The organism is Candidatus Melainabacteria bacterium (assembly GCA_003963305.1).
GTDB lineage: Bacteria > Cyanobacteriota > Vampirovibrionia > Obscuribacterales > Obscuribacteraceae > PALSA-1081.
Map to the genome: position 1 here is coordinate 106,977 of RXJR01000017.1, position 15,196 is coordinate 122,172.

At 49.9% G+C, this 15,196-nt stretch carries 15 protein-coding genes; 6 read left to right on the top strand and 9 right to left on the bottom strand.

The annotated features are described in order from the left end of the window. Nucleotides 1-56 precede the first annotated feature (56 nt). Genes EKK48_17210 through EKK48_17220 form a run of 3 tightly spaced genes read right to left on the bottom strand, consistent with a single transcriptional unit; the run spans nt 57 to nt 1,177 of the window. Complete coding sequence (locus EKK48_17210) at nt 57-482, bottom strand: hypothetical protein (GenBank protein RTL40190.1); 426 nt, start codon at nt 480-482, stop codon at nt 57-59. 11 nt (nt 483-493) lie between these two features. Continuing rightward, on the bottom strand, nt 494-697 hold the full coding sequence (locus tag EKK48_17215; protein ID RTL40191.1) for a hypothetical protein: 204 nt from the start codon (nt 695-697) through the stop codon (nt 494-496). Between the two features lie 24 nt (nt 698-721). Next, nucleotides 722-1,177 (bottom strand): hypothetical protein, encoded by a 456-nt coding sequence (locus tag EKK48_17220; GenBank protein ID RTL40192.1) that lies wholly within the window; start codon nt 1,175-1,177, stop codon nt 722-724. A gap of 123 nt (nt 1,178-1,300) precedes the next feature. Here EKK48_17220 and EKK48_17225 point away from each other — a divergent pair, with 123 nt between their 5' ends. From EKK48_17225 to EKK48_17235, 3 genes are all read left to right on the top strand, one after another. Next, nucleotides 1,301-1,606, top strand: a complete 306-nt coding sequence (locus EKK48_17225) for a ribbon-helix-helix domain-containing protein (GenBank protein RTL40193.1) — start codon at nt 1,301-1,303, stop codon at nt 1,604-1,606. Next, nucleotides 1,606-1,992, top strand: coding sequence for a type II toxin-antitoxin system PemK/MazF family toxin (locus EKK48_17230; protein RTL40194.1), 387 nt, complete (start codon nt 1,606-1,608; stop codon nt 1,990-1,992). The genes EKK48_17225 and EKK48_17230 overlap by 1 nt, the downstream gene beginning before the upstream one ends. Nucleotides 1,993-2,091: 99 nt before the next feature. Beyond that, entirely contained in the window at nt 2,092-2,604 is a 513-nt protein-coding gene (locus EKK48_17235; protein RTL40195.1) for a dihydrofolate reductase, read from the top strand. Nucleotides 2,605-2,694: 90 nt separating this feature from the next. Here the strand turns inward: EKK48_17235 and EKK48_17240 are convergent, their stop codons facing one another. After that, nucleotides 2,695-3,312: a hypothetical protein gene (locus tag EKK48_17240; protein ID RTL40196.1), complete on the bottom strand. Its 618-nt coding sequence runs from the start codon at nt 3,310-3,312 to the stop codon at nt 2,695-2,697. Nucleotides 3,313-3,374: 62 nt separating this feature from the next. After that, nucleotides 3,375-6,212 carry a TonB-dependent receptor gene (locus EKK48_17245; GenBank protein ID RTL40197.1) on the bottom strand — a complete coding sequence of 946 codons (2,838 nt, stop codon included), beginning with the start codon at nt 6,210-6,212 and terminating at the stop codon, nt 3,375-3,377. Between the two features lie 212 nt (nt 6,213-6,424). On the opposite strand from EKK48_17245, the gene EKK48_17250 reads away from it, so the two are divergent. Both EKK48_17250 and EKK48_17255 read left to right on the top strand, forming a co-directional pair. Beyond that, nucleotides 6,425-8,191: a hypothetical protein gene (locus EKK48_17250; protein RTL40198.1), complete on the top strand. Its 1,767-nt coding sequence runs from the start codon at nt 6,425-6,427 to the stop codon at nt 8,189-8,191. Next, a complete protein-coding gene (locus EKK48_17255; GenBank protein ID RTL40199.1) occupies nt 8,188-8,640 on the top strand; it encodes a hypothetical protein in 453 nt (150 codons plus the stop codon). Before EKK48_17250 ends, EKK48_17255 begins: the two co-directional genes overlap by 4 nt. On the opposite strand, the gene EKK48_17260 is transcribed toward EKK48_17255, so the two are convergent. The 4 genes from EKK48_17260 to EKK48_17275 form a co-directional block, all read right to left on the bottom strand. Then, a complete protein-coding gene (locus EKK48_17260) occupies nt 8,594-9,505 on the bottom strand; it encodes a hypothetical protein (GenBank protein ID RTL40200.1) in 912 nt (303 codons plus the stop codon). The two genes, EKK48_17255 and EKK48_17260, sit on opposite strands and share 47 nt — an antisense overlap. 23 nt (nt 9,506-9,528) lie before the next feature. Continuing rightward, nucleotides 9,529-9,879 (bottom strand): hypothetical protein, encoded by a 351-nt coding sequence (locus EKK48_17265; protein RTL40201.1) that lies wholly within the window; start codon nt 9,877-9,879, stop codon nt 9,529-9,531. A gap of 254 nt (nt 9,880-10,133) precedes the next feature. Further along, nucleotides 10,134-10,811 carry a response regulator transcription factor gene (locus EKK48_17270; protein ID RTL40202.1) on the bottom strand — a complete coding sequence of 226 codons (678 nt, stop codon included), beginning with the start codon at nt 10,809-10,811 and terminating at the stop codon, nt 10,134-10,136. 60 nt (nt 10,812-10,871) lie between these two features. Continuing rightward, nucleotides 10,872-13,052 carry a PAS domain S-box protein gene (locus EKK48_17275; protein ID RTL40203.1) on the bottom strand — a complete coding sequence of 727 codons (2,181 nt, stop codon included), beginning with the start codon at nt 13,050-13,052 and terminating at the stop codon, nt 10,872-10,874. 318 nt (nt 13,053-13,370) lie between these two features. Here EKK48_17275 and EKK48_17280 point away from each other — a divergent pair, with 318 nt between their 5' ends. Beyond that, entirely contained in the window at nt 13,371-15,140 is a 1,770-nt protein-coding gene (locus tag EKK48_17280; protein RTL40204.1) for an alpha/beta fold hydrolase, read from the top strand. Nucleotides 15,141-15,196: the final 56 nt, after the last annotated feature.

Genomic DNA, 15,196 nt, shown 5'->3' on the forward strand with positions numbered 1-15,196 from the left:
CCGGGTTCTTGCTAGTTGATTTGCACTATATTTGGTGCTTGGCTGCTTCGATGCGGTTACGCGGATTCGACTGGATCAGATTTGATTACACCGCTCTTGTACAGCCATTTCCCGTTTACCTTCTCAAAGGTGCTGGTTTCAGTAAAGCTGGCGTCCTGGTCTGCTTGCCTGAGATAAGCTGTGAATTTGACAGTGGAAGTGTCTTGTCCGTCTTCGGAATGTAGAACTTTCAGTCGATCGAAACGCGTGTGTTTGACGAAGTTTTCGATTTCCTTTTGCCAGCGCGGTCTGTCTGCTGTGAATTCCGGATGCTCAGGATGCGTTGTAGCCATGATGTACTCGCTTAATCCCAGAGCGTAGGCGCAGTACCTTGAACGCATCAGCGCCTCTGCTCTGGCAGGCAACGCGCCTTCGTGATATTGCTTGCAACATTTCTGGTACAACAGTTTACTGTCGCACGGGCATTTTGCGAACTTGTCCATAGTCATCCCAATTATCTGTGCTGGTTTATTACAGCAGCAAGCGCTTCTTCGCTTCTCGGTGGGCTGGCATTATAGAGAACATTGCCGCTTGCATCAAGCATTATCATTCGCGGAATACTTTCCACATTGTATTTGCTTGCCTGATCCTTGCTCGTATCGAGATCTAATTTTTCGAAGGTGATGTCTCTGAATTTTGAAGTTGTTGCGTCAAACACGGGCGCAAATGTTTTACAAGCCCCTCACCAATCGGCGTAGAACTCGATTATCTTTTTGACTTTTGCGGTTGCGACGATGGGCGTCGATGATGCGGATGTTGCCGTGTGAGAAGGTGTCGCTGTGGCAACAGAAGATGAAGAACTGCCTGAATACTTTGCTTTAGAAAGCTGATCGAATCCTGATTGCGCCATGCCTCTCAATCGAGCGTCGCCGTTCTGTGTCACCCAGAGATATTCCGCCTTCGCGCCTTCGATATGACCAAGCGCCTGCTTGCACAGTGCCAGATAGTAGTGAACCATGGCGTTTGTTGGGTAGGCTTGCTTGTAGATTTCGAATTCTGCGTTAGCCTGACTGTATTTGCCTGCCGTGTAATCGGCAACCGCTTGTTGGAAGCTTACGGGCGCCGCCTCTGAGCATTGATTTGAAAGTGTCGCAACCACGGCAACTAACAGCAATGAGCCACTGGCAAGTTTTCTCACACTGTTTCCTCCTGAAGCACGGCTATTATTTGATAAGTTAGCATTTCACTTGAGTTCAATTCTATTCCGAAACCAGTTTGAACAATCGGAACTAAAACCCCGAGCCCATGCTCTTATTGACGGATGACAAAAAGTATGACAAACTGGCATACAGAGAGGGATGATGTTATGCCTGCAACCAGAGAAAGAAAGACTAAGTTCACGGCTAGCGTAAACGAAAGTGTGGTCGCAAGAGTCGACGAACACGTAGTAAAACTCAAAGTGACTCGCAGTGACATCGTCGAAGAAGCAATGGAAATGTGGCTGCGAAGTAAAACTGAGGAGGAAGAAGAGCGTTATTTCACCGCTGCCGCCGCTGAAATGAACGCAGACGCAAAGGCTTGGAATGCCTTAACGAGCCGCTCTGCTAAGAATACCTGGAAACGCTAATGAAGGAATCAGCAGGTGTTGCTCCTGCGTTTCCCCGCCGCGGGGAAGTGTGGTTGCTGAATGTAAATCCAATCACACCGGGCGATCCGCATTTACCTAGACCGGTTGTAATAGTCTCGACAAACCCACGCAATCGTAATTGGGATAGTGTCATTGTTGTGCCATTGAGTACAGGATTGCAGCAGCCCAATGCGAACTTCCACAAACCGATTCCAGCCGGTCAGGGTGGTATAAATTTGGACTCGCACGCTAGATGCGATCTAGTCAGTAATTTAGAAAAGACTTGTCTGGATTTGGCCAGGGGCCCTCTTGGTAGCGCTCTTTCGGATTTACACATGTGGGAAATAGTGAAGGGAATTCGCGCGTCTGTTGGAGACACAAACTAGTTGTGCGAAGCTTATGCTCCGCTGTCGGGGCAGCTTTTAGAGCCTGGTGCAAGGTGGAAGACTGGCGAGAGCTAGAAAACTACGTGGTAAAAGTGCGGCATGAGAAAATTGATTCTGAACTTGGCATTGTCTCTTGATGGGTTTATCGAAGGTCCAAATGGCGAGTATGACTGGTGTTTTACCGACCAGGACTATGGGCTTTCTGATTTCCTGGACGGTATCGATGCTTTGTTAATGGGTCGAAAGTCATACGAAACGTTACAAGCGTCAGGCACAGACCCGTTTTCTGCAAAGCGTAAGTATATCGTTTCGACCAAACTGGCTTTGACTAATTCGAGTGAGATGATCATTGGCGGCGACTTTGTAACAGCTATTCGTCGATTGAAAGAGGAAAGAGGTAAAGACATTTGGCTATTTGGCGGTGCTCAACTCACTGATGCATTGTTGAAGGAGAAGCTCGTTGACGAGTTTCAAATCGCAATTCATCCGTTACTCTTGGGGGCAGGCACTCGATTGTTTCAGAAGCTAGATAGCCGGTTGAGTCTGGAGCTGGCTGATTGCAAGCAGTATGGTAGCGGTCTTGTTCAACTTTTCTATCGGACTAAATATTAGGCAGGTCGGAGGCGTGATACTTTGTGTCATCAAAGCGCACGCGCACTAATAGGCGATCACCGCAGAATATATGAGTTGTTCTCCAACAGATTATTGTGTTCGTTTGCCTGTAACAACAGTCGTTGTAGTCGTTGAGAATTCGCCGTTTGGAGTTGGTTTGACCGTGGCTGTATCCGGGTTAGATGTCGAACTAGATGCCACGCTGCTGCTGTTGCTCCGCGCGGCGGCATAGGCTTCCACCTGTGATTGATATTTTCGGAATGGCGGCCACCATGTTTTCTGGTGATGCGCTTTGAATTCGTCGGCGACTTGTTGTGCACTCCAGTGTAAGTCGACCATGCGATGCGCGGCTATGTAGACACCGGTGCGGTCCATATTTACTTCGCACGAGGTGTATACCGGCTGCATTTTGGGATTGTTTACGATTGCTCGAAATTGGTCCATCTGTTCGAATGTGGGAACCTTGAAGACGCCTGTTTTGATGACGCACCAGTTCATGCCGAGCTTCTTGCAGAGCCTTTCTTTCTGCTTTTGCGGATTGGTGCGCAGGGAAACGATCGTTTTGAAGCCTTTGTCGTGCAGCGTTTCAATCTGTTTCACCTTTGGATCCATGCCGCGCCACAGTGTTGGTGTTATCTGCTCCATTGGGGTGTGGACAAAGGGTGCATACAGAAATGCAAACTGCAAAGTCAGATTATGAATGTCCAAAGTTTCCACCTCGCGAAAGACTGTCAGCTTGACGAAGCAGGCGTCCAGAAAGTTGCAGGCACTCAGATTTGCGTAGAAGGTTGCGAGGAGCGTTTATTGGATGGTTTCTCCGCAACCTGCGATGGTTCGTGACCGAATTGCCAGGCGCATCCTGCCAGCACTCTTAATGGAAGCATATAACGAGTTCCCTGGAATGGGCTACCCAGGTTGGTGGGATAACGTTGGTTGAGAAGATTTTCTATGCGCACGTCGAATGAGGCCGGGAGGAATCGATATTGTTTTCGCAGTGCTAGAGACGTGTTGTAGCCCGCGCTCAACCCCAGGTTTGTTATCACTGGTGTACGGGACGGGTGCGGACCGTAGATGGCGACATCGCGTCCATCCTGCAGTCCCGTGCTGACTTGTGCGTCGCCCAACACCCACCAGTTCGCTCTGCCCTTATATCCCAAACCTGCAGTGCCCTGGAAGCGGCGGTCGTGGTCGGGATACTGAGCTAAAGGTGGCTCTGGGAAATCATAGAAGCCTCCCGAGACTCCGTGCGTTCCGCGCAAATAAGCTGCTTGTACAGTGCTAGAAAGGAATCCATTCAAACCGTAGCCGTCGCGTTTTGGTTTCAAGTCGATGCGAGTTTCAACACCGTACGCTTCTTGCGCGCTGTTAGTGAGGCGATTGTAGATTGGTAAGTTTCCGATAACGCCGGAATCGCCAAAATTTCGCAAGTATTTATAGAAGAGGTTCGTTCTTGTTACAAACCTTGGTCCGACTTGTTGCTCGATACTGAAGTCTACCAGCTTTCCACGGGTTGCCTGTAGGGGGCGTGGCGTGCCCGGATAAATACCGTTCACCGGGTCGACTCCGGTCACCAGAAATGGCGCGATAAAAGTGTCGACCGGAGTTGGTGTGAAAATGTCCGAGTAAGAGGCTCGTACCACTGTATTTTTAGTGACTACGAAAGAAGCTCCGTATCTGCCGCTTGCCTGTGCGTCAGTAACGCGCTGAGTCTGGTATGGTTTTAGGCTGAAAGGCTGAACGTCGGGCACAGAAGCGACCTGTTCCGCAAGTGCCATGCTGTTGCCGAAGACGCTGTGCTGTAAGTCAAAGCGCACACCGCCGTCGAGGGTTAGTCGTTTCCAGAATCCGGTTTTGGGTGTCCATTTATCTTGCAGATAGGCGCTCTGTAGCCAGCGGAACCCGGTAAATGTGCTGCCTTTGAATTGCGGTCCGTCGGGGGTTCCAGTAAATGGGCTGATCACTGCGCCGAATGGCAGCGGATTCAAATTGACCTGTGATGCTCCGACGTAGTCGCCCGCTGCCTGCAACTGGCTGACCTGGTCAGCTGCTTCTGCACTTGCGGCCAGGGAGCCTGGCAAGTCTGCATTGAAATATGTGGCACCAAACTTGGTGCGCACCGGGCGAATTTCTGTTAAAAAGCCGGTTTTTAAGTGGTGGGTTTTGTGAACGACTTTTGAAATGTCTCCCTGCGCCGAGAAAATATAATTGAACCTTCGCGCCGTCGCGGCAAGAGACCAGATTGGCTGCTCTGCATTGATTACGGGGGCAGGGTCGAAGGCAGGGCTGGATTTGAAGCTTTCTGAGTAAAAGCCGTTTAGCAAGTGCAGATTTAGTTCGTCGAAGAATTTCTCCCCTTTTCTTTTCCAGCTGGCGATGAAGTAGTCTTGTCGATCTTGTTGGAAACCACGCACACCGCTGTTTCGGGAGAATTTTGAAAGAGGCGATTGTAAAAAGCTTTCGTTGATTGCCAGGTCAAATTTAAATGTATCTTTTGGGGTGGCTTTCCAAACGAGGCTGGAGAGGGTATTAATATCGGCTCCAGCATTGCCTACGAAATCTTTGGTTCCGGGTGCCAGTCGCAGCGAGGTACCGCGAAATTGTCCGGATGAGCTGAAACGTAAGTTGTAGAGCTTGCTGTCGGGGTTCTGGCTGAAGGCACCGCTTGTGTTGTAGTAAATGCTTCCCGCGAGCGGACCGCCGATTTGCTGGCCGATTAAGAAGTTTGGTTTAGTATCGATCGGCAATGATTTCATTCGAGCGATAGCGCCGAGAGGACCGCCACCGTCACTGGCTTCGTAACCACCTATGTCGACTTTCATGTTCTGAAGAGAACGCGGGCTGACCGGTTGGCTTTGCTGCAATACTCCTGCTGCTTCTGGAATTACCACGCCGTCCAATTCATAGTTGATGGCGTTGTGTTCACCACGGGTGATGACATTGCCGTAGCTGTCGTTCATGATGCCAGGCGTGCTTTCAATCAGCTGTCGCAAGTCATTTCCAGACTTGTATTCATAGATATAGCGGTGATCGATATTAGTGGTGGCACCGATTGATTCGGGGTGGATCAGTGTGCGCTTACCCGTGATGCGAAGTGTTTCCACCGGCTCCAGGTCTTCCATGGCAATGTCGAGTATCTTCGACTCACCCGGGGCAATGGCAATTTTCTGATTCGTGGAAAGCATCTCAGCAGCTGAGATTGTGAAGTCGTACTCCCCTGGCTCTACGTCAGGGAAGGTGTAAGTACCATCAGCTCTGCTTTCTGTGTGGTAGCGTTTGTGTTCTTCGCCAATTTTCGACAAGACAACACGTGCATCTTTAATGACATGTTCTTTGGTTTGATCCGTGATCTTTCCATTGAGAGCCCCCGCCTTCTGACTGGTTTTCGCTGGCTCAGCATTAACAGATTGGGCTAGAAACGTAGATCCGGCACTGGAATTTAAAAGTTTCGCGTTCAGACTTTTAGACGATTGTGACTTCAGACCATCGCTTGAGTTCTTAATTTCGATTGGCGGACTGAGCGGAATGGAATCTTCCGCCAGTGCTGCGCTGCCGATTGTAGTGCTGGCGAAAATCGATAGACTTAGGGCCAGTTGGCGGTTTATAGACATGGGTTCCCTTGGTTATGGTCTTGGCAGGGTTTGACTCTGCGGCAAAATTGTAAATGGAAACCGTTTTCATTTTCAATTCTTGATAACGCTTGCCTATACTTTTTATGCGGGATTTATATAGCTTTCCCACTACCCGGGTTCAGTGTTCTTAGATATGATGGATTTAAGTGTTCGCACGCACCACTTCGCGAGCACGGTCAGGAGTTGATACGATGTACGACGCTCCGCACGGTATCCTATTGTCCTATCCCGCTCGCAAGGTCGTGCGCAGCCGGAGCGGAAGCATGCTGGTTCTGATTGTTGCAACAATGGGAATTATTGTTGCGCTTATATTTTTTGGACTCAACTATGTGCGCTTGCTTGGTAGCAACGCTGAACAGAAGAAAGCAATCGAGTCTGCTGCTCTTGCGGCAGCCAGTGATCTTGCCGGTCTTGTAGTAAATACTGATGAGTTCGGTTTCGTTTCTCTTTCTGATGCCGCTCCCGTTGGCACCAGTACTAGTGCCCCCGACCAACTCTCTATGCCGGTACACGGAATCAATACAATCATTGGAACCGCTCGTCTCGACTTGATTATTGCTGATCAGCTTAATGACGAAACTATGCGGCAGTTTGCCATCCTCGACGCAAAGAATGCGAAAAAGGCCGCCAAAACTCTGGTCGATGCCCTGAATGCTGCTATTTTGCCGGGCGGCAAGGTAGTCGACAAGGATGGCAGGTGGCTGTATCCGTATGTCGACGCTATCAATGCTTATACCGCAAATGATATTCGCATGACCGGAGCTTCTTACTATGTGCCTAATTCCATGAAGCTTACCCTGGGCACTGTAACTGGTGGCATTGCGACAAACACTCCGGTGCCTCAGCCGGCGGCTTCAGCGCCTGTCGATCCTTCTCAGCAAGTAGAGGGCTTCTATCGTTCTGACATGAACATTAAGTATTTGAATACAGATTTTGTATTTGCTTCTGTTGGAAAGAACTCGGCACTAGCCGATCCCAAGCTTTTCGTGCCTGGTGGCGACCAGTCACTTCCTTACTGCATACCGGCAATTGTCAAAGCTGAAGCCAATCAGTTCATTTCTACTACGATGAATGGCGATCAGGTTCATGCCGAGTCCTGTGCCGTTCCCTCCAGCTTGTACGATCCTTTGCCGGCGCCTGGGTCTCTTTCATTGAGTTTCCCTGACGGACCCGTGCCTGAAATCAAAAAGTTCGCCGACATTCTTACCAATGCTCAGCTCAACGATGTGAGCAGACCGTCTACTTTGCTTACTCCCATCAACGGCGATTTCCCCTGGGATAGCGGCTCCATGATGTCGGCCAGTCAGTGGCCTCTTGATGCTGCAATCAGCCCGCCGATCGGAGTCGTCTGGAGAGCGGCATTTTATGATTGGATTCGTCGAGCCGGCTGTAAAGCTAAGATTGACCAGGTGCTGGCGGTGCCCAATGCTCCCCTCGCCTCGCCGAATCCTGCTACGGTTGTGTTTGCTCCTGTCACTACTGCCGGTGGCACTACCGGAACTCCGTTGGGACCGGTGCCGGCCGGCATCATTCATGTATTCAAGTTTGATTCTTCTGGCTCTGTACTGTACAAGAGCGCACCACTTAAGCCCTATCCTTACTCTGTTTCAAGTAACAAGCAATTGTACGCCGAGTCTCTTGGTGCTATCAAGAACAGCAGCGTGCCTTTGTTCAGCATCACCCCGCCGTTGCTGCCTGACTTGAAGGGCGTGAAGAACGTGCCTGGTCAACTGGATTTTACCAATACCTGGGATGTCTATATTCGTGACGAAGTGCGCCAGCCTGGTACCAATCTCGGTGGCAAGCACGGCGGCGAGCCACTCGATAATAATCAGGTGGCGATGGATGTTGGTGATGTCTTGCGTGCTAACCGGCGTGCTCCTGTGACAGCGCAGACCACAGTCGGCATGACCGATACATCGAAGCTACCCTTCGGACTGGAGCTTGACTTGAATTGAAAAGCTATAAATTGACCCGTCTAATTCTCACTTTCGTAAGCATTTCATTTTGTCTGCAAGGCGATGGTTGCGGCGGAGGTTATGGCGGCAACGGCGGCAACGGCGGCTCAGGCGGTACCTCGGGAACATCTGGGACCGGCAGCACTGGTGGGCCGGGCGGTACAGGCACGACGGGCGGCACCAGTGGCACAGGTGGTGCTGCCGGTAATGGGCTTCCCGTGCATGGAGCCGGGTCTATTCCTTTGCTGGGTGCGCAGTCAGACTTTAACGAAACTATGACGCCAAGCACCACTTATCGGGCTTTTAAAATTGGACCATCGGCAGTGCGTCCGAGCTACACTACCAACGGCACTGCCATCGACATTCGCTTTCGTCGGCAGGTCAGCGCCAAGGCTTATGCCGCTACTTTAGGTTTTGATACGGGCTACGTGGCCGAATTCGAGCAGTAATCTTTCTAACGAAATTAAGCACATCAGCTGGTTCCAGGAAATTTATGTAACTGGCGATCATTATGTACTCGAATACTGGAATGTTCATCGTCACGTCAATACAAAGGTGGAAGAGTGTGCCGATCAGCAATACGAGATAACGTGTTTTTTTCCACCACACCAGGGTGAATAGAGCCAGTTCGATCAGGAGAGTCAGCCAGCAGAGAATCTGGTAGACCCAGAGATGGTCGAAGAGTATGGGAAAAGGCAATCTGCTGAAGTCGGTTAGTCGACTGCAATTGTATAAAGCCGTTCCATCCAGCCATTGTGAGTGAACTATCTTAGTGAAGAATGTTTGTGCATAGACGCCGGCAAGTTGCAGCTGCAAGAGGCGTTGTGCCCACGGACTGCCTGAGACAAGGTTGAGAGGCGTTGTATTAGAGGAGCGCAGGCGCATTCGGTCAACTGAATAGAGCGCGCCCGCTTCTGAAAAGATAAGCAAGAGTGCTTCCAACCGCAGCAGTGTATCGCCTGAATTCATGATGCAAGCCATGCGCTGATCGAATGAACAGAGGCAGATAAAGACTACGAAGGCACTAAACCTGGTGAACAGTCCAAGTGTCAGACAAGTTGCAGATAGCATCAACGCGGCATAAACAGCCAGGGCTACTGTGTCAGAGCTCGGAAACAGGAAAAATATGCTGAAGCGCGCCTCGGACATTTCCCAGTCGTGAATTGTCTGCGTTGAAATCACTGGGTGGGAGCCGAACCAGGTGAGAAGGTCTGGGGTGAGCAAAAGCCCTGTGATCAGCACTAGCAGCCCGTATGCGATGCGAAAAAGGCAAACTGGTGCGGGTGAAGCTGGTGCGAACCAGAAATTTTTCAAAGATGACGCAAGTGTTCCTGACCTCAATTCTGCGTGCTCCCGTCATTGACAAGATCATCTGGTTGAATCGGAAAAGTAAAGTATTTGTGCGATTTGTAAGTCGTCGACGGCTCTGGCAGTGGGTCGGTTGTAGGCGGCGGAATGTCTGACCAGAACCGAACCAGCCCGACTTTCACAGGTCTGATGCCTGTTTCCGTATAAACTTGTCTGGCTATATATCGTGCCAGATCCGGCCATAGAACCGCATCGCTTGGTTCATTGGCGATATCGTTGTAGAGCTTTCGAAATCGTTCTTTCGGCATTTTGCGCAGGAAATCGAATCGTTCTATGCGCGGGTAGGTCCAGAATATTGTCTTGCCGTTTTCGAGTTGCACCTCACCCTCGAGATAGAGGTTAAAGTTGCGCGGTGGGGCGAAGACAGTGTAGTACTGCCAGAGTCCGGTGTATTCCAGGATATTCCAAAATGGCGCCAGAAGTGTTTTTCGCCAGGGCGATGGTGGGCAGAGAAAAAGTGCGCCAGTATAGAGGTAAAAGAAGATAAAAGCGCTGATTAGTGGAATTCTGATGGCTTCCCAATAATCTTCTATTCTCGATTTTGTCTGTGCTTTGATTGTAGTTTTCCAGTTTCTCAGTCAAGGCAGACGAGTTGGTACCCTACACCGTATACGGTGCTAAGAGTTTCTTTCAGTCCTACCGATTCCAGCTGCTGTCTGAGTCGTTTGACCGCTGTTCTGACTGTATCGGTACCGGCTGTCGCATCTGCGGACCAGACGCGGTTTACTAGAGTTTCGGCGGGAAACACCTGATTGGGATGGCGCATGAAAAATTCGAGCAAAGCAAAATCTCTCGGGTAGAGTTTCAGTTCTTTGTCACGCACCATGAATTTGCGTGAGGATGTGTCGAGCCTCAACTCACCGCGCACGATGAGATTGCCGGTCACAGCCTCCGGTCGTCGCAAGATGGCGCGCACACGAGCTGACAGTTCTTTCAAATCGAAGGGTTTAGTTAAATAATCGTCTGCCCCAGAGTCCAGACCTTTTTCTTTGTCGTCTATATGCGTCTTGCCGGTGAGCATAAGTATCGGGGTCTGCAGACCTGTGCGCCGCATTTTGCCGCAAATGTCCACTCCTTGTAAATCAGGGAGTGTCCAGTCCAAAATGATCAAGTCATACTTGTAAGTTGTCAGAAAATCTTCGCCGTCTCTACCAGTGAAAACGGTCTCTATAGTGTGTCCCTGTGATTCGAGCCAGTCCTTCACGACTCCGCAGAGGGCGACATCATCATCAACCATAATTATCTTGGCCACGGGTGAAAGTCCTGTATTACCGGATCTGACTTCCGAGTATATCGCAGGTTCGTCAGTTTGTTAGGACTGCACAGCGGGCAGTTTAATCCAGAAAGTGCTGCCGGTGGCGCCGTCACTTTCCACGCCTATCTGACCATTGTGGCTTTCGACAATCGCTTTGCAAATCGCCAGTCCGAGTCCGCTTCCCATCGAGCGCTTACCGTCGCTGACTGCCACCTGCTGGAATTTCTCGAAAATACTGTCTTGAAATTCTTTGGGAATGCCTCGGCCCTCGTCTTTCACGAACATTGAAACGTGACCATTGGATGCCGAAGACGATACGTAGACGTTTCCGCCAACAGGCGAGAACTTGACTGCATTTGAAATCAGATTTACGAGTACCTGCACGAGCCGGTCTGAGTCGGCTGTGATTGCTGCTCCGGGGCTGTCGACGTGCAGGGAAACTCCCTTTTGCTCGGCATAGCTTTTCACGGAACCCACAGATGATTCGATGATTTCGTGTACATCACACGGTTCCAGCTCCATTGTCAATTTGCCTGCTTCCAGTTTTTCCAGGTCGAGCAGATCGCTGACCAGGTTGATCAGGCGTTCTACGTTTCGCTGTGCGTCGACGACGCGTTTCGTGCCGCCTTCGTTGATCGGTCCATAGATGCCTTCTTGAATCAGCGTCAGAGTGCCGCCTATAGACGTCAACGGAGTGCGCAGGTCGTGGCTGATCATAGCGATAAACTCTTGTTTCAACTTTTCGATTTCGCGACGCTCGGTAATGTCTTTGATGTGAATTAAAAGTCTGTTGCCTTCGAATCCCTTGTACTCAGCAGTAGTGAGCTCGACAGGAAAAGTTTCGCCGTTGCTTTTCTTGCCGATTTGTTCAAGGGTTTTGCCGGCCTGTAGATCTTTTACGGAACTATCCTCTTCTTCAAATAATTTGCTGACAGGCTGATTGATCATATCTTCAGCAGAAACCAGAAACATTTCACTGGTCATTCTGTTTATCGACTCGACCTTGCCGCTGGAGTCGGTTGTCACGACGCCGACCGGAAGGTTCTCGATGACAGAGCGAATGCGTTCTTCGTTAGCTCGAATCAAATTCTCTTCGCGCTTCCTTTCAGAAATGTCATGTACGACGCTGAACCACATTTCTTCTTTGGTTGACCATTGCGCCGACCAGATGGCAAAAATGGTGCTTTGATCCTTTCTCACCAATTGCAGTTCATAGGGGGCGCTGTTGGTGGCTCTAACGACTGAATCGAGATATGTTTTCAATCCGTTGCGATATTCTTCTGCAACGAAAAGGATGTAGCGCTGTCCAATCAGTTCGTCTACGCCATAGCCGAGCATGTTTTCGACAGCCGGATTGACTTTGAAAATGCGCGCGTCTTTGCTGATCGAACAGATCAGGTCGGTGGCATTTTCGACGATCGCCCGTTCTTTCTGTGCGGCATCCTCCAGTGCTTGAGCGACTTCATGGAATTGTCGATCGAGTTTAGCAATTTCGTCGTTGCCCTTCATGACCGGATGCAATTCCTGTCCTACTGCCAGTCGAAGACTGTTTTCGCTGACTCTTTTCAGGCGTCCCGTGATTCCGCCCGTAAAGATGAACAGGAAGAGAAATGCAATGCCGATGTTGAATGCAGCCAACACCACGATCAGTGTTGAAGCTGTTTGACGTGCGCGTGCTTCTTGCGCTGAGATGTCCGTCTCCATCTCAGTGTAATACTTGAGCAATGCCGCTTCTCTTGCTACCGTCTGTTCGCCCAGGGCGTGCAGCTTTGCCAGCCACTGGTATTGCTCGCCCGAGTTTTGTCCGAATGCGCACATGCGCACTTTTTCCATCATCATCAGACCGGTTTTGCAATATCTGTCGATGTCGTCTAGAGCCTGGGTTGCAGTTGGGTCGTCTTTAACCAGTTTTCGCAAGACAATGCATTCTTGTTTGACCATGCGTGGCTGGTTGTAATATTCCTTCTGAAACTGCGGGTTTTGTTCTGATTGCTCAGCGGTTTCGCCAGACAGCCATCCGTGCTGTACGACGCGCGTCAAGCCTACTGTCGTCTGGTTGAAGAGGTGGGTCAGATTGTTTAAGTGCGAAATGATTTCGCGCACCCGTTCTTCGCGTTCAAGTTGCTCACCGGCATGATTGAGCATTTGCGAGAGTGTGTAGACGAAGGCAAGCTCGAACGCTAGCATGAGAGTGACGGCGATAGTGCCTTTGTGGGCTAGCGATAGTCTGAGGCGCACTTAGTCTGTTCCAGGTGATGTGGACACAATTATAGCGGAGGATTGTCACCCGTAGCGGTGTGGCGACAGAGCTTCATTGCAGCCGATGGTTGAGCATATGGACATTGAAGAATCGACTTTGCACCTCATATGGTGTCAGATGCCTCGGTGTTTTGCCCTGATCGGTGCTCAATTGTCTTTCCAGCAGACTCGATTTGGCAGTGGTGAATTTGAGTAACTGAAAGAAAATAGCAAAGGTATTGTGGCGCTGGCGTGACAAAGCGAAGTAGAATTGCTTAGCTCGCCGTTCAGTATCACTTCTCGTATTTAGCTGAAAAAATGGAATATCAAGAACTCGGACCTTTATCTCAACAGTCTCGTTTCAGTCGTCGATTTGCCGGAGTGCCCATGATTTGCGGGGCTCTGATTTGCAGCTTACTAATGGTGGTGCAGCCTGCATTTTCATTATCGGGGGAGGCGGTTGAAACTGCCAATCAAGCTTTCTGGAAGCGTGACTATAAGAGCGCTAAGGAATTAGTGAGCAAATTGTTGCTCGACCAGACTCTGGCATCGCCAGATAAGGCTCGCTGTCTGGTCAATCGGTCAATATGTGAGGCTCAGCTCGATGAGTGGGAGGAGGCTAGAAAAGATTCGGCAGAGGCCTTGAAATTGGCCGCACCGCAGTCGCTGACGGAGGCTGACGCTGCCATGGTGCAGGCGCGACTGTTCTTGCTTGATGAAAAAATAGACAAAGCCCGTGTCATGTATGAGAGAGCTATTTCCATTATTTCGACTTTGCAAGGTAAGTGGAATGCCGATTTGGCGCCGTTTTACGAGGGACTTGCGGCTTGCGATTTGATCGAGAAAAACTATCAGAGTGCGGAAAAATATTACAAAGAAGTAGCGCAATTAGATTTACTCAAGTATGGACCGGATGATACGCATCTGGCATGGGCTCTTATGAGTCTGGCTTCTGTAGAACGACGTCTGAACCGCATCGAATTGGCTGGTACTCTATTCAAGAAAGTTTTCTGGAATTTCCGTCATCAAAACGAAGAGCGAATTCTCAGCGAGTTCAAAGATTATCCCAATCAAGACGAACTGGTAAAGTCGCTCCGTCATCATATGTATGGAACACTGGGCGGCTACAATAATCGCAATTGTGGTCTTGATTTTATTAAAAGCGGCATACCTTCTGATGTCCTGGCGGCGCCACCATCGGTGCGAGAGAAGACTTTCGATAACTGGTTCAAAGAACGAGTTGGTCGTGAAAGAGCGCCTGGCTTTGCTTATTTCAATCCGACTGTACCGTTGAAAGGCCTTATCGTCGCTGTACATGGGCTCGGGTTGCACAGCGGCGCCTACAATGCGTTCGGTGAACGTATTCAGAAAGAAGGATACGGACTTGTCTCATTTGATGTGCGCGGTTTCGGTTCTTATCGAAACGATGAAGTGACGCAGAAGCTTGATTTGCTGGCAGCCGTGTCTGACATTCAGAGGATATTGCGCGAGATGCGCAGTGATTATCCGGATATTCCCCTTATTCTGCTCGGTGAGTCGATGGGCGGTGCTATTGCTTTGCGCATCGCCTCCGAGTCTCCCAATTTGATTGACGCAGTGATAAGCTCCGTTCCTTCCGGCTCTCGATATCAAGCCAGAAGAACTGCCTTCAAAGTAGCGCTTAAATTTCTCAATCAGAAGCACGAGCAGTTTGACGTCGGTAGCGCCGTCGTCAAGCAGGCTACTGCCGATATGGATTTGCGTGACATGTGGGAAGGTGATTCTCAAATGCGCATGAAGCTCTCACCAAGCGAGTTGCTAAACTTCCAGAGTTTCATGAGTGACAACGTCAAAGCGGCAACCAAGATCAGCAAAACTCCTGTGATTATTTTTCAGGGTTTCAGCGACAACCTTGTGAAACCGATGGGTACCCTGGCTATTTATCAGGCGATTCCCAATAAAGATAAGGACATGATTTTCATTGGCAGAGCCGAACACTTGATTTTCGAGGAAGGGCAGTTCGATGAAGTAATCTTCAAAGGCGTTCTGGAGTGGATTAATCGGCATGCAGTGCCGCATTTGGCGACTAAGTCCCAACCTGGCAAATGATTTGTTGCAGACCGGGAGTGGTGCATCTTTAAAAGTGCTCTGCCATCGCCCCTGAT

Excerpts from the sequence above, each read along its gene's own strand:
- EKK48_17210 (RTL40190.1), bottom strand. The coding sequence starts at position 482 with ATGGACAAGTTCGCAAAATGCCCGTGCGACAGTAAACTGTTGTACCAG.
- EKK48_17225 (RTL40193.1), top strand. The coding sequence starts at position 1,301 with ATGACAAAAAGTATGACAAACTGGCATACAGAGAGGGATGATGTTATG.
- EKK48_17230 (RTL40194.1), top strand. The coding sequence starts at position 1,606 with ATGAAGGAATCAGCAGGTGTTGCTCCTGCGTTTCCCCGCCGCGGGGAA.
- EKK48_17235 (RTL40195.1), top strand. The coding sequence starts at position 2,092 with ATGAGAAAATTGATTCTGAACTTGGCATTGTCTCTTGATGGGTTTATC.
- EKK48_17245 (RTL40197.1), bottom strand. The coding sequence starts at position 6,212 with ATGTCTATAAACCGCCAACTGGCCCTAAGTCTATCGATTTTCGCCAGC.
- EKK48_17250 (RTL40198.1), top strand. The coding sequence starts at position 6,425 with ATGTACGACGCTCCGCACGGTATCCTATTGTCCTATCCCGCTCGCAAG.
- EKK48_17280 (RTL40204.1), top strand. The coding sequence starts at position 13,371 with ATGGAATATCAAGAACTCGGACCTTTATCTCAACAGTCTCGTTTCAGT.